Origin of the sequence: Polynucleobacter asymbioticus, assembly GCF_018687575.1 — a bacterium.
Taxonomy (GTDB): domain Bacteria; phylum Pseudomonadota; class Gammaproteobacteria; order Burkholderiales; family Burkholderiaceae; genus Polynucleobacter; species Polynucleobacter asymbioticus_C.
Window position 1 is genome coordinate 569,093 of record NZ_CP061297.1, and the last position, 23,073, is coordinate 592,165.

The following is a 23,073-nucleotide window of genomic DNA, read 5'->3' on the forward strand; positions in this document are numbered from 1 at the left end:
ATTGCTAATAAGACGTAATTTTAGACTGCTTATTTGGATGGGGCTAGGCTATCTGCTAGGCCTGGATAAGGTTCGCTCATATCCTTGATGGTCGGAACGGGAATATCGCTGCAAATAGGCTTAGGCCCTAGGGCATTGAGGAAATTACAGTCTTGCTTTGTTGCTGCAGAGGCTGCATGCTCCAAAGGGGACTTTCCTGTAGCAGCGGTAGAAATAGCGCTGGCTGCAGTCGAGGGATTTGCTACTGCTACAGATGCAGCTGCAGTTCCAGCGGAACTGGCTACGCTAGTTGCCGAGCTTCCCAGGGCAAGCAATGGCGCCGCGCAACCACTTAAATTAAGGCAGAGAAAAATGCCCCCAAAAGTAAGGCCCCAATAAATGCAAAAAGCAGACCAACCCGATGGGCTTGATCTGCTTAAGTGGGTATTCAATCTGATGTATTTATTTACGCTGGCAGACAACGTTAAATACTCCTGCTGTCCAAGACTCATTGATGACAGGCTCAAATTCACTATTAGGGGTCTTGTTATCTGAGACTACTTTGCCAGTTCCTTTATTGCCAGCGAACTCCTTGTATTCGATTGGACGGTAGCTAACGGCTGGACAGTTGTATTCATTGAGTCCGATAATTGAGCTTACTGGCTGCTTCGTTTTTGGATTCATGCCTGGTTTTTTAAGGTCCAGCATTGACATGATTTGTGCTTTTTCGCCGGAAGTGCTCACGGTATCTACATCTACATAAACCACCATGACTTCATTGGAGCCCAATTCTTTCCACTCAGCGAAGCTGCTAGAAAAAGGCAATAAGGAGAGGGCGGTAAAAATAGTGAGTGCGTGTAATTTTTTCATAATCAATAGTGTTATAGATCAATCGGTTAATCCCTAAACGGGCCTGTGTATCTATTCTAAACGCCCCAGCCTATTTCTACTTAATATTCAGATCCAGTTGTCGAGTGATCTTTGCAGGTTTCATTTGCAGGGGAAGATATTCATTGCGAGCCCAAGGCCCACTCATATTGCGGTAGAGCTTATTCTGTACCCAGCCAGACTGCCCAGACTGATAAATAAAGAGAGACTGCTCTAGGTCGGAGAGGTCAAAGAGGGTTCTAAGACTGGGGGCCTGCTTGGTTTCAAAAGGATTTTCAGCTCTTAGAAGTTCAAGACGCCCTACGTTAATGCTGAAGCTATCTCCAGGAAAGGGTTGGGTCAAATTAAAGAGGCTACCAAGAAAGGGAACCTTACTGAGTGGACGGTGCTCAGAAACTGCCATGTGCGCATTACCCCACTTCCAATTTTTAGGATTATTGCCAAATTGCGCGCTCAGTTGCTCAAGTGCTTTATCAAAGGCGGCATTTGACGCATCAGCACAACTTTCGATCTGTTCAGTTTGCGGATCATTGCACCAAGGACTATTGGGATTTTGTAATTGCAGAATCAAGGGATGTCTAAAGTTACGTGCCCCATAATTTTCAGTGAATAAATAACCCAGACGTGAAAAGAGTTTGCGTGAGAGTTGATCGGCCCAGGCGTTGAATATGAGTGCACCAGTGCTATCGATTTTCATATCGCCATCAAAGTTACTGCTGAGTTCAATGGCCTGTTGTGCCAGGGGATGTTTTGATTGGGCGGATTTAAATAATTCCAATAATGGTGTGGCGCCTAAGGAAAGCGTATCAGCCTGCATGGACTTCATTGAAGTCAGGTCGTGCACCGACTTGCCTTTAATTAATTCCACAATTCGGTCGTAACGGGTTGGCAAATCCCAGTCACCAGTAAGTGGGTTCGGATCGTTATTAGCCAATATTTTTTGATTGGCTGTGGCGATCCAGCTTGCGTCTGGGTTATTGCTGCTTGGGAGTTGGTCAAATGGGACGTACCCGACCCAGTCATATTGCTTCTCCCAGCCTAAGGCTGGCGCTACGCCATACAAGCCTTGGTGCAAGGTGCGCTTAGGTGCGATACCAGCTGTTTGAAGTGAAATATTGCCATCGACATCTGCCATCACAACGTTTTGCATTGGGGCATAGTTTTTACGTAGTGCTTGCTTAAATGTATCCAAATCTTTGGCGTGATTCATATCCAGCAAGCCAGCAACAGACTGATTTTCAACATCCAAGGCAGTCCAGCGCAATGCCAAGGCAAAGCGATCGGTATCAATGGCTCGTTTTGCGCGCGCATAAGATTCAGAGATCACTGGACCATGTCGAGTCTCTTTCACTAAAAAGCGTACAGGGGGCTCGCCTTTGATGTCGATGATTTCTTGGCGCACTTTAAAAGATAGTGGGCCCTCTGGGCCTCGATATGTACCAGGATTTTTTGGATCTAACTGCTCAATGTATAAATCCTGAACATCCGGACCTGTATTGGTAAAGCTCCAAGCAAATTTATCAGTGCGACCCAGTACTACCGCTGGAATACCGGGGAGGGTGGCACCAATGACATTGAGCCCTGGAGCCTCCAAGTGCGCCATATACCAAATTGCCGGGGCTGATAAGCCCAAGTGCGGGTCGTTCGCTAGTAAGGGCTTGCCAGAGGTGGTGAGCTTGCCGCTCAGCGCCCAATTGTTCGAGCCAATACCATCTTTGCCACCGGGCACTTCATTAATAGCAAGTTCTGTTGCAGGCAGTTTCTTAGACTTTTGATCTCGTGTGAGTGGATTGGGATTAAAGACATTGATATCCCGATACATCTTGGCAAAGTCAACATTGCTTACAGGTTCACCTGGCGTATATGCTGGCATCACTTCCCATACTTGTTTAGTCGTTAAGAATTGCGAGAGCTCAAGGCGTTGTAATTCTTTATGCCAGTTACCGCCAAGATCGAGCGCCATCATCAACATCCATGCCACGCTATCAGTAGGTGACCAATGCCCTGGCTTAGAGCCAGTTAAAAAGTATTCAACTGGTAGCGCCCAGCCCAAGTGAGTATTACCAGCATTGACGCCATCTGCATAGGATTGCAGTAATCGCTTAGTAGCAATAGGGTAGCGATCGAATTGTTTTTCAGCAGCATGTTTAATGCCTAGCGTGCGAATAAAACGATCAATTGCGACAGTTTCTTTGCCGAGGATTTCTGAGAGTCGCCCACTAGAGAGTCGACGGTTAATTTCCATTTGCCAGGAACGTTCACTTGCATGCAAATAGCCCAAAGCAAAGAGGGCATCAGTAGAGCTTTTTGCCTGAATATGGGGAATATCACTCTCATCAAAAGTGATCGCTACTGAATCCCCTAGAGATTTGATGATCCGCTTGCCTGAGGGGTTGGTTTGAGCTGAAACTAAGTAGAAGACTCCAGCTGCGATGATCAGCAGCAATGTCCCAGAACTAAGCCAAAAGATGGCTTTAAATAGGGTTTTGAGACCTGGGCTTAGCGTGGGTATTTTCATGGGAATAGTTTAGTGGGTTTGCCTTTGCTTCGAGCTCAGGCTTGATGAATGCAGGCTTCCCGCCTTCAATGACTCTCACATGCTAAAATTTTGCTTGTCTTGATTTATTTAGTACGGCTTTATTGCTCGTGCGAGCCCGAGTGGTGAAATCGGTAGACACAGCAGATTTAAAATCTGCCGACTCAAAAAAGTCGTGCCGGTTCGATTCCGGCCTCGGGCACCATAGTAAAACCCTGTAAGCCAACAGGGAGTAGCGTAGCGGGTTTTCACCCTACCTTGATTTAGATAGAAATTAGATAGATCTAAATGAGTGGTAACCAAGCCTCCGTAAGAAATAACCAGGAGACGCATGTGAAATTCAAATCACTGCTTCTAGTGGTTTGTTTTATTGCTTAAGAGGGACCAGCTTTTGAGCTGCTATTAGCTACATTTGCTAGAAAGCGCGATCCAACTACATGCCTCACTACACCACATTCGATGTCAATCCGGCAGTGCAGTCCACACAAGTCATGACCGTGCCACAGGCATCCGAGCCTAAGCCACCAACAGTATCTTATTCTCAAATAGATCAAGCACAAGCTCGAATAGATACCACATCTTCCCAAATTGAAGGCGCCAAAATTCAAGCTGGAACACAAGGCGTTAATCAAGCCCAGCAATTGGCTGAGCAATTAAGGCAATCTGCGAGTTCAGTAGCGCAGGATATGAGCTCGATGATTAGTTCTACTAGAGCTGCCGCAGAAATGCCAAATGCTAATGATTCAGCAGCTACCGCGCAAAGCTACAACATGGATCAGTCTCCAAAAACTGGTATTGACGCAACACCACCGCTGCCAACAGCAAAGTAGAGGGTAGTGGGGGCTCAACTTAGTTGCACCCCCTCCGTGTGGCAAGTTATCGGCTAAACCCGCTTGATAACGACTTCATTGCACGCCTGGCTATATGCCGGGCTCTAGCTTGTCGGTCATGCGTGATAATGGGCTTATTCCCAATTCGTTTAAATATGCTGATTTATGCGCACACCATTAATTCGTTTATCCGCCGCACTTGGCGCATCGCTAATTTCCAGTGTTTCACTGGCTCAATCGTCGGCTTCTGGATTGAATGAGTACACTCCTATTCCCTTGGCGCAATATCTGCAAGTTGTTAAAGAAAACAATGCAATTATTGGCAATAAGAGACTTGGCAAAGAAACAGCAGCTGCCATTAAAGAATCACTGGCCCTTTATCAATTTAGACCAAGTGTTAGTTATACAAAGGGCACTTTCTATCAACAGGTTCCTTACACTCCATATTCAACCCCTACATCCAATACCTATGGCGTCAACTTCAATTTAGAAGGCTGGGGGAAAAGGTCTGCTAGGTCTGAGTATGGTGATGCTGAAATTGGTAGAAGTGAAACTGATTACCAGGCTACCGAAGCCGACGTTCAAACTGTTGCAACTCTGGGCTATGTAGATGCCTTAAGAAATCGTTTACTGTTTAACTCCTACGCTAAGGCAGCAAAAAGAATATCTACACTGCCAGCTAATGCACAAACAAAAGATTCAGCTCAATTCTTACAGTATTACGAAAACGCAAGCGCTAAGGATCTGCAATTTACCTCCCTGAGCCTTTTGAACTACTCCGGTGGCGCCTTAAAGAATCTGCCGCTACCTATTGGTAACCTCAATGTTGCCCCACAGGCGTTTGATCCAGATAAGTTAATCAACCAAGCGCTGAATAGTCGCTCTGACATATTGGCCTTGCAGGCAGCTATGAACTCAGCCGAGAAAAACATCAGCATGACCAAGGCTAATCGCAATTGGGATGTGATGCCCTATGTTTCATACACCACAACACCTCAATATGATTCAAGTGGATATACCTACGCCCCGCAAAATGGTTTTTCTGCTGGCATACAAATACCGCTCCCAGTAAGTAACTTTTTACAAAATGCCGATATTGTTCAGGCGGCCAATCAAAAGCTAGGCATTGAAATGCAGTTGCGTGATCTCAAGGAGCAGGTTCGTGTGCAGGTCATGCAGGCCTTGTTGCAGTACGAGTCTGCAAAGCAAATATTGGCGCAGGCGAATGATGGTTTGAATGGCGTTTCAAAAACTGCTAATCAATCAAGTGCAAAAGGCGTAATGGATGTGCGCGACAAAGAGGGCGCTTTAATTGATGCCCAGACAAATCATGTCAAGGCCCTGGTTAATATTTGGCGTCAATCTGGAAACTACAGCATGCCTCCACTATGAGAAAACTTATAGTTCAATTTCTCATAGTGGCCTTGTTCTCGTTAAATAGTTATGCGGGCCCATTGGTCGATAGAAATCGCCCAGACATCAGGCCAGGGCAGAGAGGATCGATTGCACAGAATGCGCTGGGATCGAACCATGATCAGTACTCCATCCTAAATCCCGGCTCCAATCAGTCTGTCTTTGTGCGCAACAACATTCTCTTGCAGCAGCAGTATGGAAATAATGCCAATACAAACGGTTACCTGACTTTCAATCCACAAAGCTCTTTGCTTGGCAGTGGAGCTACCGCCTCCCTTGATGCAATGGCAAAACATTTATTGGAAACAAATGGTGGCAATGCGCAGGCCAATAGAGTTACTCCTTCCCCATTTGCATCAAAGGTTGCAAAAAGCCAAACACAAGGGATTATTTTTTTGACTCAGGACTCTCAATCCTATGTAAGAGCATCGAAGGAGTCGTTACCTTTCCCAGAGATCCAAAATCTTCCTGGGCTGACTATGATCCCATATATTTTTGCTTCGATTGCGCTTATTGACACGGGATTGTTCGCGCCAATTGGTGCGTCTATGTTGGTTGCTAGTGCTATAAGTATTTTGGAGTCGGGCAATATTCAAAGAGCAAAAATTATCCAGAAAAAACTAAGCTCTCCTGAGCAGGATAAGGCTCAATTGGAGGCGGTGAATCTGGTTGCAAAGGATATGGCTGACAAGGGGATTCCTTCTTCAGAGGCAAAAAAAATTGCACCTGCATTAATTGCAATTGCATTAGTTTTAAATTTAGAGCAAGCTAAATTGGGTCAAGGTGATAAAGAGGGTATTTATACGAGTTTGCAAACGTCATGCCCTGATTGCTCAATTGAGGAGGTAAAAAGTACCTTCTTAATTGCCCAAAACTTAGTCAGCAAGAATCCTGCGATGTGGCTTAGGAGTGACCAGTTAGAGGCTGCCGTCTCCCAGGTATTCAGTTCAGATTATGGTGTCGTTGCCCCAGTAGTTTCAGATGAGTCTGGAAAAAGAAACTTGTCTAATGTTGTATTGGCGAGACCATCATCAAAAAATATACAGAACGAAATCCCATCAGAGAAGCCGCCCAATATTAAGTCAAGCATGCAGAGTGGGTATAAGGCTCGGCATTCTGATGTCGGAGATCAAGGCATAAGTACTGCATTTGTTTATGCAGTTAATGCCATTGAAATTGCGGTTGGTAAGGCTACTGACGATCCAGTATTAGTTGGAGCTGGCGTCGTAGGCATCCTAACGACAGCTGGTTCAAGCCCTAATCAGGAGAGAGTTGCCGTAAGCGGTGGCGCCAATACTTCTATAGACCCAGTCGCCACCACAAATTCACTGACTACACCCATTCCACCGCAACAGAACTCTAACGAATCCACGCCTAGGGTAAGTAAATGAAAACAAACCTCTTAATCACCTCATTGGGCTTAATAGCAACATCTGTTTATGCTCAGCCATCAGTACCCTCTGTTGGTGTGCCACCTCCAACTGTCAGAGCAGAGATGCCCGGCCAAGGTATGCCATCTATGCCCCAGCCACAAATGACACCAACAATTCCAAATCATGGGGGACGTCCTCCACTTCCTTCTCAAGCCCTCCCTCAACCAATGCCACAAATGAATCAAAGTGGTCCACAGCCTGCTGTCGGAGCTACTGGCGGCACTGGTGGTAATGGTGGAAATGGCGGCTTAATAATTGGCACTGGTGGTACTGGTGGTGCTGGTGCAACACCAAAGTCTGCGAATGATGTAAAGGCTCCAGCTAGTGTTGGCGTTAGCTTAAACGAAACGCAGGCTAGGGCTGAGGCTCAGAAGGCTAAGAGTGAGGCTCAGGATGTGGCTCAGAAGGCTCTGGCTAGGGCTGGTGCAAGTGCTGGCACTGGTGTTCATGCTGGTAATGTTGGTGCTACTGGTGTTACAACACCAATGCCTCCATTGCCCGGCAATGATGCAAAAGGTCCAACTAGTGTTGGTGATACTGGTCTTGCAACACTACTGGCCAGAGGAGTAGGGCCGACGCCTTTGAAAAATGACGATGTTGGAACTGGTTTTATTGTCACGAACCCTCCCCTGATCACGACTGTTGTCGTGAGTTTTACGGTTTCTAGGATAACTTCAAAGATAGCTGAGGCTGCGGCTAAGGCTCAGAAGCTTGAAAAAGCAGCGGAAGGTCCAACTCCTGTTGGCGCTACTGGTGTTTCAACACCAATGCCTCCAATTCCTGGCAATGATGCAAAAGGCCCAACTAGTGTTGGTGTTGACATTGACTATAACGATATAGTTATGAGATTGGTTCCGCAAATATGATGCAAAAACTCCTACTAGTGCTGGGGCTGGTCGCCTCGTTGGGCATGTTGGCAACATCTGCATATGCTCAGCCATCAATGTCTGCTGGTGCATCACCATCAGTTAATAGGCCTGAAGTCTCTCGTCAGCTGGCCCCATCAATGCCAAGCCCATCAGGGTCAATGGGTAGTCCACAGCCTGCTGCTGGCGCTACTAGTGGTGAGGGTGTTGCTAAACCCTCCATCGTTGCCCCGAGTCTCGGTGAAATTAATGGCAGGATTCCACCTTTGCCTCCGCTTCCACCGACATCAACACCAGCAGTTAAGCTTGTAAATCCTCGCACTGGTGAAGTAGCCAGTGAAATCAAGGCATCCGGAGAAGGAAAGGGTGCAATTAAGGCGGCAGCTGCAGGGGCGTCTGGTTCACAAGCTAATGCAAGGCCACCTTTGTCCGATAGCCAGGCTGGCAATAGTGGGGTGTCGCTAAGTGATAAGAAAGATATTCAGAGTGTTGGTTCAACTCAATCTAAATCACAAGGCATGCTTTCTCGTCCCGCATATATTATTCCTATGACACCCGGCAAAGTTGTTTTTTCAATAGCTGGTGCTGATGGCTTATTTCACGGCCCCGGCGTATTGCATTCCAATAATGAAGTTGGTGCTAGCGCCCCGAGCCAAGAGAAGATTCAACAGCGACAAGAGAAGGTTGTGCAGCTACAGCAGGAGAGAGGGGTAGTTCAAGAGGAGAGAGCGCTGATTGAGCAGAAGAGAGCGCCTATTGAGCAGAAGAGAGCGCCGCGTGAGCAACATAGAGAGGAAAAAAAAGAAGAGATTGAGTGGAATATGCAGATGTACGGTCGTCCATTTGACATTGACATATTTACAACTTGGGCTGTATGTATTCATCCTCCGGGGCCTATTGATTGGGATACTTTGTACCACGATCAATGAGTCAAAATAGTTTTGCAAGAGCATCTTTTTTAACGCAGGAGTTGCAGACCCCTCATCAATAGCATTGCTAGCTGCAGTAATTTAATAAGTCTTACTAGAAAATCAAATGAAATCAAAACTCCTAATCACCTCATTGAGCCTAATAGCAACATCTGCTTATGCTCAGCCATCAATACCTGCTGGTGTTTCACCACCAGTCAATAGACCTGAAGTGTCTCGTGGGGTAGAGCCATCAATGACTCAATCAGCTATGCCAAGACCAATGCAGTCCAATCAAGTTTCAAGCAGCGTAGGCGCAGTGCCGGTCACCCCTCAGACGATGAATAAGCTTGAAGGTGCTACCCAAAAAGCGCAAAGCGCACAGCAGGTGTACGCCAAAAAAGTTAATGAGGTAAAGAGAGGTATAGAAAGCAAAGGGTATGAAGTTACTACGGTTGTGCAGCGTGGTGGAGGTCCTAAATCCCATGCAGGTAGTTATTACATAGTAGGGCCAGATGGAGGCTACGTTGAAGTTAGCACCAGTACCAAAGATGATGTGATTGGGAATACTGTGACAAAAACCATTGAGGTTTATAAGCCAGGCCAAAGTAATGGCGAAGGTGTAGTCATTGAGTTAGCCCATCCTGATGCAAAGGTTGCAATACTCGCTGAGTCAGATGTGACTCCAAGCGCTGAATCGGTAAAGGCTGGTTTAAAGGTTATATCTAGAGAGCAAGAAAACATTGTAAGAGTGGTTACTCCACCCATAACGCAATAATACTTTGAGCGAATCCTTAAGGAATAGGGCAAAAAAATGAAAACAAAAATCTTAATCAGCTCTTTGAGCCTAATAGCAGCATCTGTTAATGCTCAGCCATCAATACCTGCTGGTGCATCACCAGTTAATAAGCCTGAAGTGTCTCGTCCAGCAACACCATCTATACCTCAACCAGCAATGCAAAGACCAGCGCCACAGCCTGCTGTTGGAGCTACTGGTGGAAATGGTGGGAACAGCGGCTTGATGATTGGTAACGGTGGTAATGGTGGTAATAGTGCGAGACCAGCCCCACCATCTACTATCTCCAGCGGTCCATTACCTGCGAATAATGCAAAAGCTCCAACTAGTGTTGGCGACGATGTCGTACCCCCACCTCCACTATATCCACCACCTCCACCACCACCTTATTAGGGGAAAAGCATTTTTGGTTTAGGTGCCGTCCAAACCTTATTTTCAAGGTCAATTTGCTTCCAAGTTGCTGAGCTTACTGAGTCAGAGTGAACGGCAGTAAGGATTAAGAATTCCATTGCTTTGAAAGCCTCTCGGTTGAAAGCAAATATTTCACTGGGAATAGCTTGATAAGATAAGGTAATTACAGGAAAAAAATGAAAACAAAAATCTTAATCAGCTCTTTGAGTCTAATTGCAGCATCTGCATATGCTCAGCCATCAATACCTGCTGGTGTATCACCACCAGTTAATAGACCTGAAGTTTCTCGTCCAGCAATGCAATCTATGCCTCAAGTGGGATCAGCGGCTAAACCGCTCTCAGGGCCCGCTCTTAATGCCGCGGTTCCTGTAATGGAAAGTAGGATTGTTCCTTTTACAGGTAATGACGCAACTAACTCCGTGAGCGCAGGAGCCTCCGGTTTAGTTGGTGGCGTTAGTGGTAGTGGTGGGGATGGTAGTCGCGGCGGAAATGTTACAACACCAAAACCTCCGTCAACTATGTACAGCGGAGTTGGCCCATTGCCTGCGAATGATGCAAAAGCTCCAACTAGTGTTGGTGCTACTGAAAGAGAATACGCGCTTTTCATGGGGGCTGAGATAGTATTGGAGCAAAAAATAATAAATGTTGTTGATTAAGCTGTTGATACGCAGCTTACTTACACAGGCGATCACTTTACAGGGGATTAAGAGACCTGCTTCGGCAGGTTTTAATACAAATCTAATTGTCAAAACTTAAGGAATAGGAGAAAAAATGAAATCAAAACTTTTAATCGCTTCATTGGGCCTAGTGGCAGCATCAGCTTATGCTCAGCCATCAATACCAGCTGGTGGCGCGTCACCATCAGTCAATAGACCTGAAGTATCGCCAACATCTATGCCTCAACCAGCAATGCAAAGACCAGCGCCACAGCCTGCTGTTGGAGCGACTGGCGGTAATGGTGGTAACGGTGGTAATGGGGGCTTGATGATTGGTAACGGTGGTAATGGCGGTAATAGTGCGAGACCAGCCCCACCATCTACTATCTCCAGCGGTCCATTACCTGCGAATAATGCAAAAGCTCCAACTAGTGTTGGGTCTATGAGTGAGGCTCAGGCTGAGTCTTTGAAGGAAATTCAGACCCAGCAGCAATTGGCACTCCAATCATTGAGTTTGGCAAATGAAACTGAGCAAGGAAAATGATGCAGTATCAACGGTGTTAATAGTTGCTCAAGTGCCAAGAGAAATAATGAGAGACCTGCTTCGGCAGGTTTTTTTGTAGGTGAAGAGCCTCTATTTGCTTAGTAAATACCACCCGTTCAAAAGCTTAAATCTTTCCTATATTGTAGAGCGCAAGGCAGGATCACAATTACCTGCAAGAGGGTTTACAAAGTTGATGGGTTAGAAAAGCAAAATTGGGGGCTACTTATCAGTAGCAGTGATTACGTTGGAGCTAGAACTATTTGCAATCGATAACGACTGAATGGCAAGCTGTTGCTGGGTTTGCAGCGCTTTTAATTTAGTGGATTCTTCCTCCATATTGGCATCAATTAAAGATCCCACGCCAACATCCTTGACTTCACTTAGAGTCGTAGCTTTCGTAGAGGTGGTGTTTGGATTTTGCTGGGGCGTACTAGAGGCTGCGGAAGATGTTGTTGAATATGATGCTGGCTTGTAAGACTCCAATTGCTCTTTTTTTTGTGTGGGTGCGGGTGCATAAGTTCCGGCAGCATTATTTTGTTTATTGGGTAGAGAGGTTTGCCCAATATTATTTTGGCTTGCTGATCCAGGGGTTGAGCTAATGGCGCCCATGGAGCTACTTGGATGCAAAGGTTGGGCGTAACTCAAAGGTGAGAGGATGGCTATTGATAATGAGTGGATTAAAAATATTTTCTTCATGGCATCTCCCAGAGTTTTCGCTTAAGTTTAATCTGACTATAACCAATCAAAATACCACTGTCAATGCTTGGTCCCAAGGTAGCGGAGCCACCATCCCAGCTGCCAGTCAGTCTGAATATCTGGCACAGAAAGGAAATGCTATAGATGGCTTAGGGTATCTTGATTTTGTTGCATGGGCTAAATCGCTGTGTACAATGGGTCAATGTGTATATGGCTTTGAGGGCCGAATCAGTCTGGGGATATGCTGGCCTCGGGCACCAATCGATTGATTTCAGGCATTCTTGAAATACCTCCATCTCCTTTTCTTGCTTTTATTTGCCACCCCCAGTTTGGCTGTGGAACCCCTGGTGTTTATTTGCGAGCGTTCAGAAAAGAATTACACCGAAACCTATGAGTTCAAAGTCGTTCCCGCTTCAAAAAATCAGAAAGCTAAAGTCTTTTTTGATAATCGAGATTTAGATCGGTCGAATGAGTTGGGCAAACAAACCGTGAAGAATGTGTTGATCACCGAACCTACAGTCCTTGTGTCAATAGAGGCGCATTTCCCACCAGAGATTTTTGATGGCGTGCAATATGGAGCTGGTTTGGTTACCACGGCGATTGTGATTAATCGCTCAACTGGTCAGCTTAGAAAAGCGGAGACCGTAAAAGGTGGAATTCTCTCTGCAACCCTTGGTGAGGGTACGAAGACTTATCAAGAGCAATGCGCTGCTACTAACAAGCCTTAATTAGGCTCAGTGACAAACCCCAGTTTTGTTAAGCCAGCGCGACGTGATGCGGCTAATACCTGAGCAACATATTCATACTTCACAGATTTATCAGCGCGTAAATTGATTTCTGGTTGCGGCTCCTTTTGAGCTGCTTTTTCTGCATAGCCATCAAAAGTCTTTAAATCAATCGGTGTGCTATTCCAAAATATTTGACCCTGAGCATCAATCGAGAGTTGAACTGACTCTGGCTTGACCTCATTGCGCACGCTATTAGCCTTAGGCAATTCAACCTTTACCGCTTGTTGAATCACTGGCAAGGTAATGATGAAAATAATTAAGAGCACCAACATGACATCCACCATCGGAGTCATATTGATTTCAGCCATGATGCCGCTTTCTTCTTGATCGTTCTGAAGATTAAAAGACATATTTATTCTCCAGATTTCACACGGGCACCAGTTGCAAAGTAAGCGAGGAGATCATTGCCAAAGCGATTGAGGTCAGCGATCAATAATTTATTGGCGCGATTAATGGCATTAAATCCCAGTACGGCTGGAATCGCTACCGCCAAACCTAAGGCAGTCATGATGAGCGCTTCACCAATTGGACCGGCGACTTGATCAATCTGGGCGCTACCTGAGCTACTAATGGCAATCAAAGCGTGATAGATACCCCATACCGTTCCAAACAGACCGACAAAGGGTGATATTGCGCCAGTAGAGCCCAAGAAGGTAAGTCCTTTTTGGAATTGCGCTGCTACACCATCAATGCTGTTCTTGAGACTTCTTGCCATCCACTCGGAGTAATTCAGCGTTTGCAGAAGCTCGCGATGGTTGGTGGATTGACTTTGATGGTGGATGGAGGCGCTACTTGCTGCCTTAGCAACGTGATAGTAGGGATTACTTGCATGATTCGTGAATGCGTTCAGACCTTGATCATATGAGGTGGCACGCCAAAATTGATCTATTTCTACCTTCAATTTATTCAGAGTGCGCAAATCCCAAAAGCGTGACAGGATGATGACCCAGGTTACAACAGAGCAAGTGAGCAGGATGATTGCTACAAAGCGGGTAACCGCATCGCCTTCAAGCCATAAATTGGCTAATCCAAATGGTGTATTCATAATAGTTAATTCTTTAAATTGAATTTAATTAAAAGGTTGGTAGAAATTCTTTGAGGCGAACCATTTACGAGAAATGGCTTAAAGCGATAGCGACGACCAATCTCTGTTGCTGCACGATCTAATCTTGGAAAGGAGCTGGAGCGTAATAAAGCTACATCTTCAACATTCCCTGACTCATCAATAATCAATCTCACCACTACTTCACCTTGCTCCCCAGATCTTTTTGAGAAAGAAGGGTAGTAAGCATCGGCATCAGGCTGATATACGACAACCAGTTTACCAATGTCAGTCTGAATCGGTGTGCCGCTAGACCCGGAGGTCGTGGCAGGCGCAACAGTGGCATTGGGTGCTTGGGATTCGCTTTTGGACTGCGGTGTTGGTGGAGTTGCTGCCTGTTGCTGGGTTTGTGGTGGGCTTGGCGCTTGGGTGGATTTCTCATCCACAGTTTTCTTCTTTTGCTCTTGCTTGGGTTTTGGCGGGGGTGCGGCTGGAGTAGCTTGAGGCTGCTTAGCGGCCTCAGGACTTACAAGATTAGCCATGACTCGTGCATCGTCAAGATTATTTTCATGATCGGGTTTCATGCCACTCTGAAAACCAATTAAAAATAGTAGGTGTAATGCAATGACGATGCCGATGATGATCCGCTCGGTTTTATCGAAGGGTAGACGCGCATTCATTTGACTTAAGAAGGTGCTCATCTAAAGGCGCTCACTAACTGAGATTGGGTGCTGTGCTCCTTGAGATCTGTTTGCATGAGCTCATGCGCCATTTGATGCAAACGCCCGGCATCTTTACTGCTGATGAACTGAATGGAGCCATACTCACCTTCATCCAATTGCTTGCCTTGCGCCTCTAATTTTCTTTTGAGTTGGCGCACTACAGCATCACTGGTATCAATGAGATTAATTGAATCACCCAACAGCTTGCGGATAGCTTTACGTAAAAAAGGATAGTGCGTACATCCCAGAACCAGGGTGTCAGCACCTGCAAGCTGAATGGGTTCAAGATGCTCAGCAAGTAACTCTAAAGTTTCTTCGCTATTGGCTTGGCCTGCCTCAATAAGTGCCACTAAACCAGCTCCGGCTTGTTTTACAAACTGGCAGTTCGGAAGGGTAGCCAGTAAGGCGCTAAATTTATCGCTCTTAAGTGTGGCCTCGGTTGCAAGTACGCCAACAATCCCATTGGCCGACTGCATTGCTGCAGGTTTGATACCAGGCTCTACGCCGATGATGGGGATATTGCACAGTTCATCACGAATATTGGCAATCGCTTCGGCGGTAGCGGTATTGCACGCAACCATAATTGCATCGCATCCCTGTGCTGCTAAAAATTGGCATAACTCCATACTGCGTGAAGCAATCCACTCACTGGATTTTTCTCCATAGGGAGCATTGATCGAGTCTGCCAAATACATATAGTCATGCTCGGGAAGCTGGCGCAGAGCCTCATCCAAAATGGATAAGCCTCCCACGCCAGAATCAAAAACCCCGATGAGTGCCAAGTAAGTTCGCTTAACTAAGAGGTGCTTGATTGAATGAGTAAATGACGCACTAATTCACTTAAGCGATCTTGACTGGAATGCCAGCAATCTTGGCTTGCCATTCCTTGGGACCCGTATCATGCATTGAAATGCCGGCCGAACTGACGGCTACCGTCACTGGCATGTCTTTGACATCGAATTCATAAATCGCCTCCATACCCAGGTCAGCAAAGCCAACCACCTTGGCCGTCTGAATCGCTTTAGAGACTAAGTAAGCAGCACCACCAACAGCCATGAGGTAGGCTGACTTATGTTTCTTGATTGCTTCAATTGCAGTAGGACCACGTTCTGCTTTACCAATCATGGAGATCAAACCAGTTTGAGCCAGCATCATCTCCGTGAACTTATCCATACGAGTTGAGGTGGTTGGGCCTGCTGGACCAACTGCTTCGCCCGCTACCGGATCGACCGGGCCAACGTAATAGATCACGCGGTTCTTAAAGCTCACTGGTAATTCTTCGCCTTTGGCGAGCATGTCCTGAATACGCTTATGAGCAGCATCACGACCAGTCAAAATTTTGCCGTTCAGGAGCAGTGTTTCGCCTTCTTTCCAGCCAGCTACTTCTTCTGCGGTCAAAGTATCCAAATTTACGCGCTTGGACTTCTTGGTATCTGGCGTCCAAGTCACATCTGGCCAATCCGATAAGGAAGGCTTTTCTAGTATCGCTGGACCATCGCCATGCAAGTGGAAATGTACGTGACGGGTTGCGGCACAGTTTGGAATCATCGCTACTGGCAATGAAGCTGCATGCGTTGGGTATTCCATGATCTTGATGTCAAGAACAGTAGCTAAACCACCGAGACCTTGTGCGCCAATGCCGAGCTGATTCACCTTCTCGTATAACTCTAAGCGTAGCTCTTCAGCACGCGTTTTTGCACCGCGTGCAATCAGCTCCTGAATATCCACAGGACCCATCAAAGACTCTTTAGCCATCAACATGGCTTTTTCTGGAGTTCCGCCAATACCGATGCCTAGGATGCCAGGAGGGCACCAACCAGCACCCATCGTTGGGACAGTCTTGAGTACCCAATCTACGATCGAGTCAGAAGGGTTGAGCATGACCATCTTGGCTTTATTTTCAGAGCCACCACCCTTGGCTGCGCAAATGACTTCAACATCATCGCCCGGGACAATTTCGTAATGAATGACGGCGGGGGTGTTATCACCTGTATTTTTGCGTTTACCTGCTGGATCAGCCAATACGGAAGCTCGTAATGGGTTCTCTGGATTCATATAGGCGCGACGAACGCCTTCATTCACCATTTCGGTGACGCTCATGGTGGCATCGCCCCATTGGACGTTCATACCAATTTTGAGAAAAACAACTGCAATACCGGTGTCCTGACACATTGGGCGGTGGCCTTCTGCGCACATGCGGCTATTGGTCAAAATCTGCGCAATCGCATCTTTGGCGGCGGCACCTTGCTCCAGCTCATAAGCCTTACCCATGGCTGAGATGAAGTCCTTGGGGTGGTAATAAGAGATGAACTGGAATGCGTCTGCAACGCTTTGAATGAGGTCGTTTTGTTTGATATTTGTCATGGTTTTGGGCTGAATTATGTAAGGTTTCTTCTATTTTAAGGGTTTGCCATAGAGCAAATCTAGCGTGTTTTCACTTATCTTATTAGCTCTTGGGGATGCGTTTCCCTAACTCTGCGCTATTTTTGCAGAAAAAGACGACTGATTATTGAATAGAAGGGCTGTGAAGCATGGAACCATTGATGCAAGAAAACCGCGTATTTAACCCACCTGCAGACTTTATTAAATCTGCAGCCATTCCTGGGATGGAAGCTTATAACAAGCTTTGTGCTGAAGCTAACCAGGATTATGACGGTTTCTGGGGTCGTCTTGCTAAGGAAAATCTCTTCTGGAAAAAGCCTTTCACTAAAGTTTTAGATGAATCTAAAGCACCTTTTTATAAATGGTTTGAAGATGGCACAACAAATGCCTCATATAACTGTTTAGATCGCCAAGTTGAAAATGGTCTGGGTAATAAGACTGCGATTATTTTTGAAGCGGATGACGGATCTGTTACCAATGTAACTTACCAAGAATTACTCGAGCGCGTTTGCAAAATGGCAAATGCACTTCGTAAGATGGGCATTAAGTCTGGCGATAGCGTCATCATTTACATGGCAATGACGATTGAAGGCGTTGTTGCAATGCAAGCTTGCGCACGCATCGGTGCAATTCACTCTGTAGTGTTTGGTGGTTTTTCTGCTCAAGCTTTGCGTGATCGAATTATTGACGTAGGTGCTGTTGCTGTGATTACAGCTGACGGCCAATTCCGTGGTGGCAAATCATTGCCATTAAAAGCGATTTGTGACGAAGCGCTGTCTACCGGTGAATGCCCGAAGGTAAAGCATGTCATTGTCAACAAACGTACTGGTTCTGAAGTCACGATGACTGCAGGTCGCGATGTCTGGATGCAAGAAATCGTTGCCAATGAATCCGCTACTTGTGAGCCAGAGTGGGTCAGCGCTGAGCATCCACTGTTCATTCTTTACACCTCTGGATCTACTGGTAAGCCAAAGGGTGTTCAGCACTCCACTGGTGGTTACCTCTTGTGGGCGATTCTCACAATGAAGTGGACTTTCGACATCAAGCCAAATGACGTCTTCTGGTGTACTGCTGACATCGGCTGGGTAACGGGCCACTCTTACATTACTTACGGGCCACTCGCAGTAGGCGCTACTGAGATCGTATTTGAGGGTGTTCCAACTTATCCCAATGCTGGTCGTTTCTGGGACATGATTCAGAAACACAAAGCAACGATCTTCTACACAGCCCCAACAGCCATTCGTTCATTGATCAAAGCATCTAGCAATGATCAAGCAGTGCATCCAAAGAGCTATGACTTATCCTCACTGCGCCTCTTAGGTTCAGTGGGTGAGCCGATCAATCCAGAGGCTTGGATGTGGTACTACGAGAATGTGGGTGGCTCACGTTGCCCAATCGCCGATACTTTCTGGCAAACAGAAACTGGTGGCCACATGATTTCACCATTGCCAGGTGCAACACCGATGATTCCAGGTTCATGCACATTGCCATTGCCAGGTATTCAGGCAGCGATTGTGGACGAAGCTGGTGCGGATGTTCCAAACGGTCAAGGTGGTATTTTGGTTGTGAAGCGACCATGGCCATCGATGATTCGCACGATTTGGGGTGATCCTGATCGCTTCGTGAAATCCTATTTCCCAGAAGAATTGGGCGGCACTTTGTATTTGGCAGGTGACGGTGCAATCCGTAATAAAGATACTGGCTACTTCACGATTACTGGCCGTATCGATGACGTATTGAACGTCTCTGGTCACCGCATGGGCACGATGGAAATTGAATCTTGCTTAGTTGCTAACCCATTGGTTGCTGAAGCTGCGGTAGTGGGTCGTCCAGACGATATGACTGGTGAAGCGATTTGCGTATTCGTGGTTCTGAAGGGCGGACGCCCAACAGGGGATGAAGCCAAGAAGATTGCAACTGAGTTGCGTAACTGGGTTGGTAAAGAGATCGGTCCGATCGCTAAACCAAAAGATGTTCGTTTCGGTGATAACTTGCCTAAGACCCGCTCTGGCAAGATCATGCGCCGCTTGTTACGTGTGATTGCAAAGGGCGAAGAAGTGACTCAAGATACTTCCACCCTTGAAAATCCAGCAATCTTGGACCAACTGAAAGAGTCTGTCTAAGTAGTCAAATAGGCTTTTAGAGGCAAACCCTTCTGGCAAACGTATAATCAACGTCAGTACGGAAGGGTGGATGAGCGGTTTAAGTCACACGCCTGGAAAGCGTGCGTAGGTTAATAGCCTACCGCGGGTTCGAATCCCGCCTCTTCCGCCAGTAGTTTGAAACCACCTTCGGGTGGTTTTTTCTTTGTTTTTACCTGATTTTTACCCTAAATTGACCCTCATCCAGAAATGATTTAAGCCCTCAACCCTCTGTTTTTAATCAAATAAAGGGATTTTTGATTTATTTGTTGCGTTGCCGCAAATAATTCTTGCAGTGCAACAAAAAACTTCTTACAATGGTGCATCGCAATAAAATTCATCAATTTAAAAGTTAGGAAAAATCATGTTCCAAAATCAATTAAACGACCAACTCACACAAGCTCAAGCTAAAGCAGTTGAAAACGCAAAGTACTTGGCTCAAGTAGCTGTTGAAAGTGCAAAAGAATTAGCTGAAATCAACCAAGCTGCTGCTAAAGATGCTTTAGTTGCTGCTCAAGATACAAGCGCACAATTGTTGGCAATTAAAGATGCACAACAATTGGCAAAATTGGCTCAGCCAGAAACTGCTCAAGAAGCTGCTAAGTACGCTGCTGCTTACCAAGCTAAAGTAAACAAAGTTGTACGTAACGGTAACAAAGAAGTTGCTCAAGTAGTTGACGCTTCTATTGATGACGCACGTGCTGACATGGTTAAGTTTGTCAAAGAAGCTACTAAGACAGCTCCTGCTGGTTCTGAGGCATTTGTATCTGCATTCAAAACTGCATTTGAAACTTCACTCCAACAGTTTGATCAAGTTCGCGCTTCAGCAACTGACGCATTCGCAAACTTTGAGAAAAGTGTTGACGCTGCAATGGCTAACATTCAAGGCCAATACGCTGTAGCTAAGCCTGCTGCAAAAAGCCGTAAAGCTGCTTAATTCGTTTTAATCGCTTTGCACGAGAAACCGCCTTCGGGTGGTTTTTCTTTTTCTGCTTGCCGTAAGATCTAGGTATTCAAGTCAAATGGGGGAAAGTATGATCTTCGCAATCCTTTTAATGGATCGTCCTGGTACAGCAGAATTACGCATTCAGGTGCGACCAGAGCATCGCGCCTATTTGGGTCAGCTTGCAGACAAGATGGCCTTTGCTGGCCCCCTGACATCTGAAGATGGCAAGACCACGGTGGGCAGTTTGCTAGTGATGGATTTTCCTAGCAAGGCAGATGTAGAGGCTTGGTTAGCAGATGAGCCATTCACTAAGGCGGGCGTCTATGAAAAGCCCATCATTCATGTGTTTAACAATAGCTGGCAGCAAAAGGTAGGATTTCCTCCGGCACTCTAAATCCTTCAATGATTTCCTTCAATTTTTCAATCATACGAACCTGGCTAATTCGAATTGCCGGGATCTTGCTTGCGCTCACTTTTGTATTCTGGGCCGCTTGCCATCTTTGGATTCCTGGCGCTATCAAGAATGCAACAGAGTCCTATGGAAAAAAGATTGGCTATGACATTAGCTATCAAAATCTCAGCATCTCTCCATTGCGATTACGTGTTGAGCTTGATGGCTTGGCATTAGTTGATCAGCAGAAACTAAAGTTGCTGGAGCTCAAGAGATCGGTAGTGATGCTGAAGTGGTCTCATCTCATCATTGGTGAAGTGGGATTCGATGAGATTCTGTTTGATGAGCCAAGTCTATTGCTTGAAAAGCAAGATGCTAAAGGTAAATCAGCTCTATGGAACTGGCAGGAACTCATTACGGCTATTACACGCAATTTGCCTCCAGTAGATTCAAGCACGCCCAAGAAGAGCATCAAAATATCAATTGACCAATTGAAGGTCACCAACGGCGCATTTGAGATATTAGATCCAAAGAGCAATTTGCACGAGCAATTTAAATCACTTTCTGTCGAGCTGCTGAATATTGCAAACTACGATAAGCAAGGTGATGTCAATGGTGTTCGGGGTCAGTACGGATTCAATTTGGGCGCGCTGAACTTTACTTTGCCAGGCCTGAATAAAAAAATTGCCTTTAAACGTTTTGCTGTTAAGGGCGCTTTAGATAATCCTGCGCCAGATACGCTGGGCGCTCAGATTGACCTAGAGATTGATGATGGGCGAATTAGCTCCCATTGGGATTTCAGATCCGATAAATCAATTACCGCTAGAGTTCAGCTGGAGAATGTATCAATTGCACCTTTGATTGCATTACTTCCAGCTAATAAAGAGTTATTGACCCAGGGTGGAGTGATTCAGTCTGCTGTAGATGTCAGTCTGAAAGGTGATGAGCTAGTCATGTCAGGTGATTTGCATTTGCAGGACTTGGATTTACTTGAGCAAGGACAAAAGCAATCGCTCATAAAATGGAGTTCGGGTGATGTCAATCGATTTGCTTATAAGCGCTCAAAAAGCTCTGGCGCAAGTCTTGGCATTGATGAATTATCGGTTTCTCAACCGGCACTCCGGTTTGAAATTGATGAAAAAGGTTTCTCTAATTTCAGGCGTTTATTTTCCAAGCAGGAGGGCGAGCTTGCGGCAGTGGAGAAGTTGCCTGAAGGTGTAAAAGAAAAACAATCCTTTTCCTTGGATATCAAGGCATTGAGATTGCGTGATGGCGAAGTGCAGTTTTCTGATTTGGCTATGAAGCCTAATTTCAAAGTGAACTTGAGAAAATTCAATGCTAGCTTTGCCAATATCAATAATCTCCCAGGACATTCAACGGCAATGGCTATGGATGGCGTTTTGGCTGAGTCTGGATCACTGCGCGGCAAGGGGCAGATTTCATTTGATGACCCACGTCGGAATAATGATGTGACACTCAACTTTAAGAATGTACCTCTCAATGCATTTAATCCGGCCGTCATGACCTTTGCTGGATACCAAATCGCAAGTGGTCGAGTCAATTTGAATTTGCACTACAGCGCAAAGGATGGTGAGCTTAAGGGCAATAATCAGATTGTCATTAAGAAGATCGAGCTTGGTGAAGAGGTGGCTGATTTTCAGGGGAAAAAACTGCCACTGGGTTTGGCAATTGCGCTACTCGAAGATTCTGACGATACGATTGATGTCACCATCAATATTGCCGGTAATGTGGACTCACCTGAATTTAGTGCAAGCGGCCTGGTGTGGCAGGCAATTAGCAACGTGCTAACGAATGTCGCCACTGCACCATTTAGAGCCTTGGGCGCTTTACTTGGCATGGGTGCTAACGATGGGGTCAATGCAGTTTTAGGGGAAGCCTTGTTCTTGCCGCCTGATCAAGATCGCCTGGAAAAGTTTGGCGATTTTCTGGCGAAGAAGCCTCATGCCACCCTAGAGCTCGCAGGTACTTATGACCCCAATTCGGACAAAGTTGCCCTAGCCCGTGCGATTGCAGATCGCGCTATTCTGAAGGCCGCTGGCATGAATATTTCCCCTCAGGACTTCATTCCGACGCTCGATTTTTCTGATGCGAAGCTCCAGTCTGGCTTGAAATCTGCATATGCTCAGTATGTCGGCAGAATCAAATTAGGCCAACGTTTAATTTCCCTCCCAGAGGGCGCCGCACGCAGCGAGCAGTTACATGCAGAGCTGATTGCTAGCATTCCTGTGACGGATGAAGATCTAATCACTTTGGCTAAAAATCGGGCTAAGCTCGCCTCGGACTTCATGGTGAAAGGTAATCCAGCCCTGCAGGATCGAATTAAATTGGGCGAGGTCAAAACGGTCAGTGCAGGCAAAGAGGGTATTCCCCTCGAAGTTGAGCTCAGAATCAAGTAGACTTGAGGCATGAATTTACCTACTTTGCGCCCCTTAGCCATCCTTGCCTCTATTGCCACCATTGCCTTATCTGGATGCGGCTCCATTGAGTCAGCAGCCCAAGATGATTGCACCTCCATCGGCTGGCAAATTGGTAGCAAGGGCTACAACGACTGCTTTAAAGCACGTGTTTATGAGCGTAAGTTGGACTACTCGCTCCCACCTGGCGACAAGCCATCCCCATCAGTTATTTAATCTAGGGTTTACCCTGAATAAATTCACTTGAGCTCCGTCAAGGACTTGAGTGTA

Annotated in this window: 24 protein-coding genes and 2 tRNA genes; 17 read left to right on the top strand and 9 right to left on the bottom strand. The window is 46.2% G+C overall.

Annotation, left to right across the window (positions count from 1 at the left end):
- Positions 1 to 29: 29 nt before the first annotated feature.
- The 3 genes from AOC19_RS02950 to AOC19_RS02960 all read right to left on the bottom strand — a co-directional run bounded on the left by AOC19_RS02950 (position 30) and on the right by AOC19_RS02960 (position 3,385).
- Positions 30 to 314: a hypothetical protein gene (locus tag AOC19_RS02950; protein WP_215377445.1), complete on the bottom strand. Its 285-nt coding sequence runs from the start codon at positions 312 to 314 to the stop codon at positions 30 to 32.
- 127 nt (positions 315 to 441) lie between these two features.
- Positions 442 to 849, bottom strand: a complete 408-nt coding sequence (locus AOC19_RS02955) for a surface-adhesin E family protein (RefSeq protein ID WP_215377447.1) — start codon at positions 847 to 849, stop codon at positions 442 to 444.
- 76 nt (positions 850 to 925) lie between these two features.
- Positions 926 to 3,385 carry a penicillin acylase family protein gene (locus AOC19_RS02960; protein WP_215377449.1) on the bottom strand — a complete coding sequence of 820 codons (2,460 nt, stop codon included), beginning with the start codon at positions 3,383 to 3,385 and terminating at the stop codon, positions 926 to 928.
- A gap of 134 nt (positions 3,386 to 3,519) precedes the next feature.
- On the opposite strand from AOC19_RS02960, the gene AOC19_RS02965 reads away from it, so the two are divergent.
- The 10 genes from AOC19_RS02965 to AOC19_RS03010 all read left to right on the top strand — a co-directional run bounded on the left by AOC19_RS02965 (position 3,520) and on the right by AOC19_RS03010 (position 11,260).
- Positions 3,520 to 3,608 (top strand) — tRNA-Leu (locus AOC19_RS02965).
- Positions 3,609 to 3,840: 232 nt separating this feature from the next.
- Positions 3,841 to 4,233 carry a hypothetical protein gene (locus AOC19_RS02970; protein ID WP_215377451.1) on the top strand — a complete coding sequence of 131 codons (393 nt, stop codon included), beginning with the start codon at positions 3,841 to 3,843 and terminating at the stop codon, positions 4,231 to 4,233.
- Positions 4,234 to 4,398: 165 nt separating this feature from the next.
- Complete coding sequence (locus tag AOC19_RS02975) at positions 4,399 to 5,625, top strand: TolC family protein (protein ID WP_215377453.1); 1,227 nt, start codon at positions 4,399 to 4,401, stop codon at positions 5,623 to 5,625.
- Complete coding sequence (locus tag AOC19_RS02980) at positions 5,622 to 7,037, top strand: hypothetical protein (protein ID WP_215377455.1); 1,416 nt, start codon at positions 5,622 to 5,624, stop codon at positions 7,035 to 7,037. The genes AOC19_RS02975 and AOC19_RS02980 overlap by 4 nt, the downstream gene beginning before the upstream one ends.
- The gene (locus AOC19_RS02985; protein ID WP_215377457.1) at positions 7,034 to 7,945 is read left to right on the top strand and encodes a hypothetical protein; all 912 of its coding nucleotides are present in this window, start codon (positions 7,034 to 7,036) and stop codon (positions 7,943 to 7,945) included. The genes AOC19_RS02980 and AOC19_RS02985 overlap by 4 nt, the downstream gene beginning before the upstream one ends.
- Positions 7,942 to 8,874 carry a hypothetical protein gene (locus AOC19_RS02990; RefSeq protein ID WP_215377459.1) on the top strand — a complete coding sequence of 311 codons (933 nt, stop codon included), beginning with the start codon at positions 7,942 to 7,944 and terminating at the stop codon, positions 8,872 to 8,874. The genes AOC19_RS02985 and AOC19_RS02990 overlap by 4 nt, the downstream gene beginning before the upstream one ends.
- A 106-nt stretch (positions 8,875 to 8,980) precedes the next feature.
- Positions 8,981 to 9,631 carry a hypothetical protein gene (locus tag AOC19_RS02995; RefSeq protein WP_215377460.1) on the top strand — a complete coding sequence of 217 codons (651 nt, stop codon included), beginning with the start codon at positions 8,981 to 8,983 and terminating at the stop codon, positions 9,629 to 9,631.
- 36 nt (positions 9,632 to 9,667) lie between these two features.
- Positions 9,668 to 10,042: a hypothetical protein gene (locus AOC19_RS03000; RefSeq protein ID WP_215377462.1), complete on the top strand. Its 375-nt coding sequence runs from the start codon at positions 9,668 to 9,670 to the stop codon at positions 10,040 to 10,042.
- Positions 10,043 to 10,236: 194 nt separating this feature from the next.
- Entirely contained in the window at positions 10,237 to 10,716 is a 480-nt protein-coding gene (locus AOC19_RS03005; RefSeq protein ID WP_215377463.1) for a hypothetical protein, read from the top strand.
- A gap of 115 nt (positions 10,717 to 10,831) precedes the next feature.
- Positions 10,832 to 11,260: a hypothetical protein gene (locus AOC19_RS03010; RefSeq protein ID WP_215377465.1), complete on the top strand. Its 429-nt coding sequence runs from the start codon at positions 10,832 to 10,834 to the stop codon at positions 11,258 to 11,260.
- Between the two features lie 219 nt (positions 11,261 to 11,479).
- Here AOC19_RS03010 and AOC19_RS03015 read toward each other — a convergent pair whose 3' ends face one another.
- Entirely contained in the window at positions 11,480 to 11,956 is a 477-nt protein-coding gene (locus AOC19_RS03015) for a flagellin (protein ID WP_215377467.1), read from the bottom strand.
- A gap of 281 nt (positions 11,957 to 12,237) precedes the next feature.
- Here AOC19_RS03015 and AOC19_RS03020 point away from each other — a divergent pair, with 281 nt between their 5' ends.
- Positions 12,238 to 12,684 carry a hypothetical protein gene (locus AOC19_RS03020; protein ID WP_251368073.1) on the top strand — a complete coding sequence of 149 codons (447 nt, stop codon included), beginning with the start codon at positions 12,238 to 12,240 and terminating at the stop codon, positions 12,682 to 12,684.
- On the opposite strand, the gene AOC19_RS03025 is transcribed toward AOC19_RS03020, so the two are convergent.
- From AOC19_RS03025 to AOC19_RS03045, 5 genes are read right to left on the bottom strand one after another with little or no spacing between them, the layout of a single operon-like run.
- Entirely contained in the window at positions 12,681 to 13,094 is a 414-nt protein-coding gene (locus AOC19_RS03025; protein ID WP_215326769.1) for an ExbD/TolR family protein, read from the bottom strand. The genes AOC19_RS03020 and AOC19_RS03025 overlap by 4 nt on opposite strands.
- A 2-nt stretch (positions 13,095 to 13,096) precedes the next feature.
- A complete protein-coding gene (locus AOC19_RS03030; RefSeq protein ID WP_215377469.1) occupies positions 13,097 to 13,789 on the bottom strand; it encodes a MotA/TolQ/ExbB proton channel family protein in 693 nt (230 codons plus the stop codon).
- Between the two features lie 5 nt (positions 13,790 to 13,794).
- Positions 13,795 to 14,487 (bottom strand): energy transducer TonB, encoded by a 693-nt coding sequence (locus AOC19_RS03035; protein ID WP_215377471.1) that lies wholly within the window; start codon positions 14,485 to 14,487, stop codon positions 13,795 to 13,797.
- Entirely contained in the window at positions 14,484 to 15,290 is an 807-nt protein-coding gene (murI, locus tag AOC19_RS03040) for a glutamate racemase (protein ID WP_215377473.1), read from the bottom strand. Before murI ends, AOC19_RS03035 begins: the two co-directional genes overlap by 4 nt.
- A 58-nt stretch (positions 15,291 to 15,348) precedes the next feature.
- Positions 15,349 to 16,872 (bottom strand): fumarate hydratase, encoded by a 1,524-nt coding sequence (locus AOC19_RS03045; protein ID WP_215377474.1) that lies wholly within the window; start codon positions 16,870 to 16,872, stop codon positions 15,349 to 15,351.
- Positions 16,873 to 17,039: 167 nt separating this feature from the next.
- Here AOC19_RS03045 and acs point away from each other — a divergent pair, with 167 nt between their 5' ends.
- From acs to AOC19_RS03075, 6 genes are all read left to right on the top strand, one after another.
- The gene (gene acs, locus AOC19_RS03050; RefSeq protein WP_215377476.1) at positions 17,040 to 19,013 is read left to right on the top strand and encodes an acetate--CoA ligase; all 1,974 of its coding nucleotides are present in this window, start codon (positions 17,040 to 17,042) and stop codon (positions 19,011 to 19,013) included.
- Positions 19,014 to 19,073: 60 nt separating this feature from the next.
- Positions 19,074 to 19,164: transfer RNA gene (locus AOC19_RS03055), tRNA-Ser, on the top strand.
- Between the two features lie 231 nt (positions 19,165 to 19,395).
- Positions 19,396 to 19,968 (top strand): phasin family protein, encoded by a 573-nt coding sequence (locus AOC19_RS03060; protein ID WP_215377478.1) that lies wholly within the window; start codon positions 19,396 to 19,398, stop codon positions 19,966 to 19,968.
- A 97-nt stretch (positions 19,969 to 20,065) separates the two neighbouring features.
- A complete protein-coding gene (locus tag AOC19_RS03065) occupies positions 20,066 to 20,371 on the top strand; it encodes a YciI family protein (protein WP_215377479.1) in 306 nt (101 codons plus the stop codon).
- 8 nt (positions 20,372 to 20,379) lie between these two features.
- Positions 20,380 to 22,785: a DUF748 domain-containing protein gene (locus tag AOC19_RS03070; protein ID WP_215377481.1), complete on the top strand. Its 2,406-nt coding sequence runs from the start codon at positions 20,380 to 20,382 to the stop codon at positions 22,783 to 22,785.
- 9 nt (positions 22,786 to 22,794) lie between these two features.
- Positions 22,795 to 23,019 carry a hypothetical protein gene (locus AOC19_RS03075; protein ID WP_215377482.1) on the top strand — a complete coding sequence of 75 codons (225 nt, stop codon included), beginning with the start codon at positions 22,795 to 22,797 and terminating at the stop codon, positions 23,017 to 23,019.
- Positions 23,020 to 23,073 lie beyond the last annotated feature (54 nt).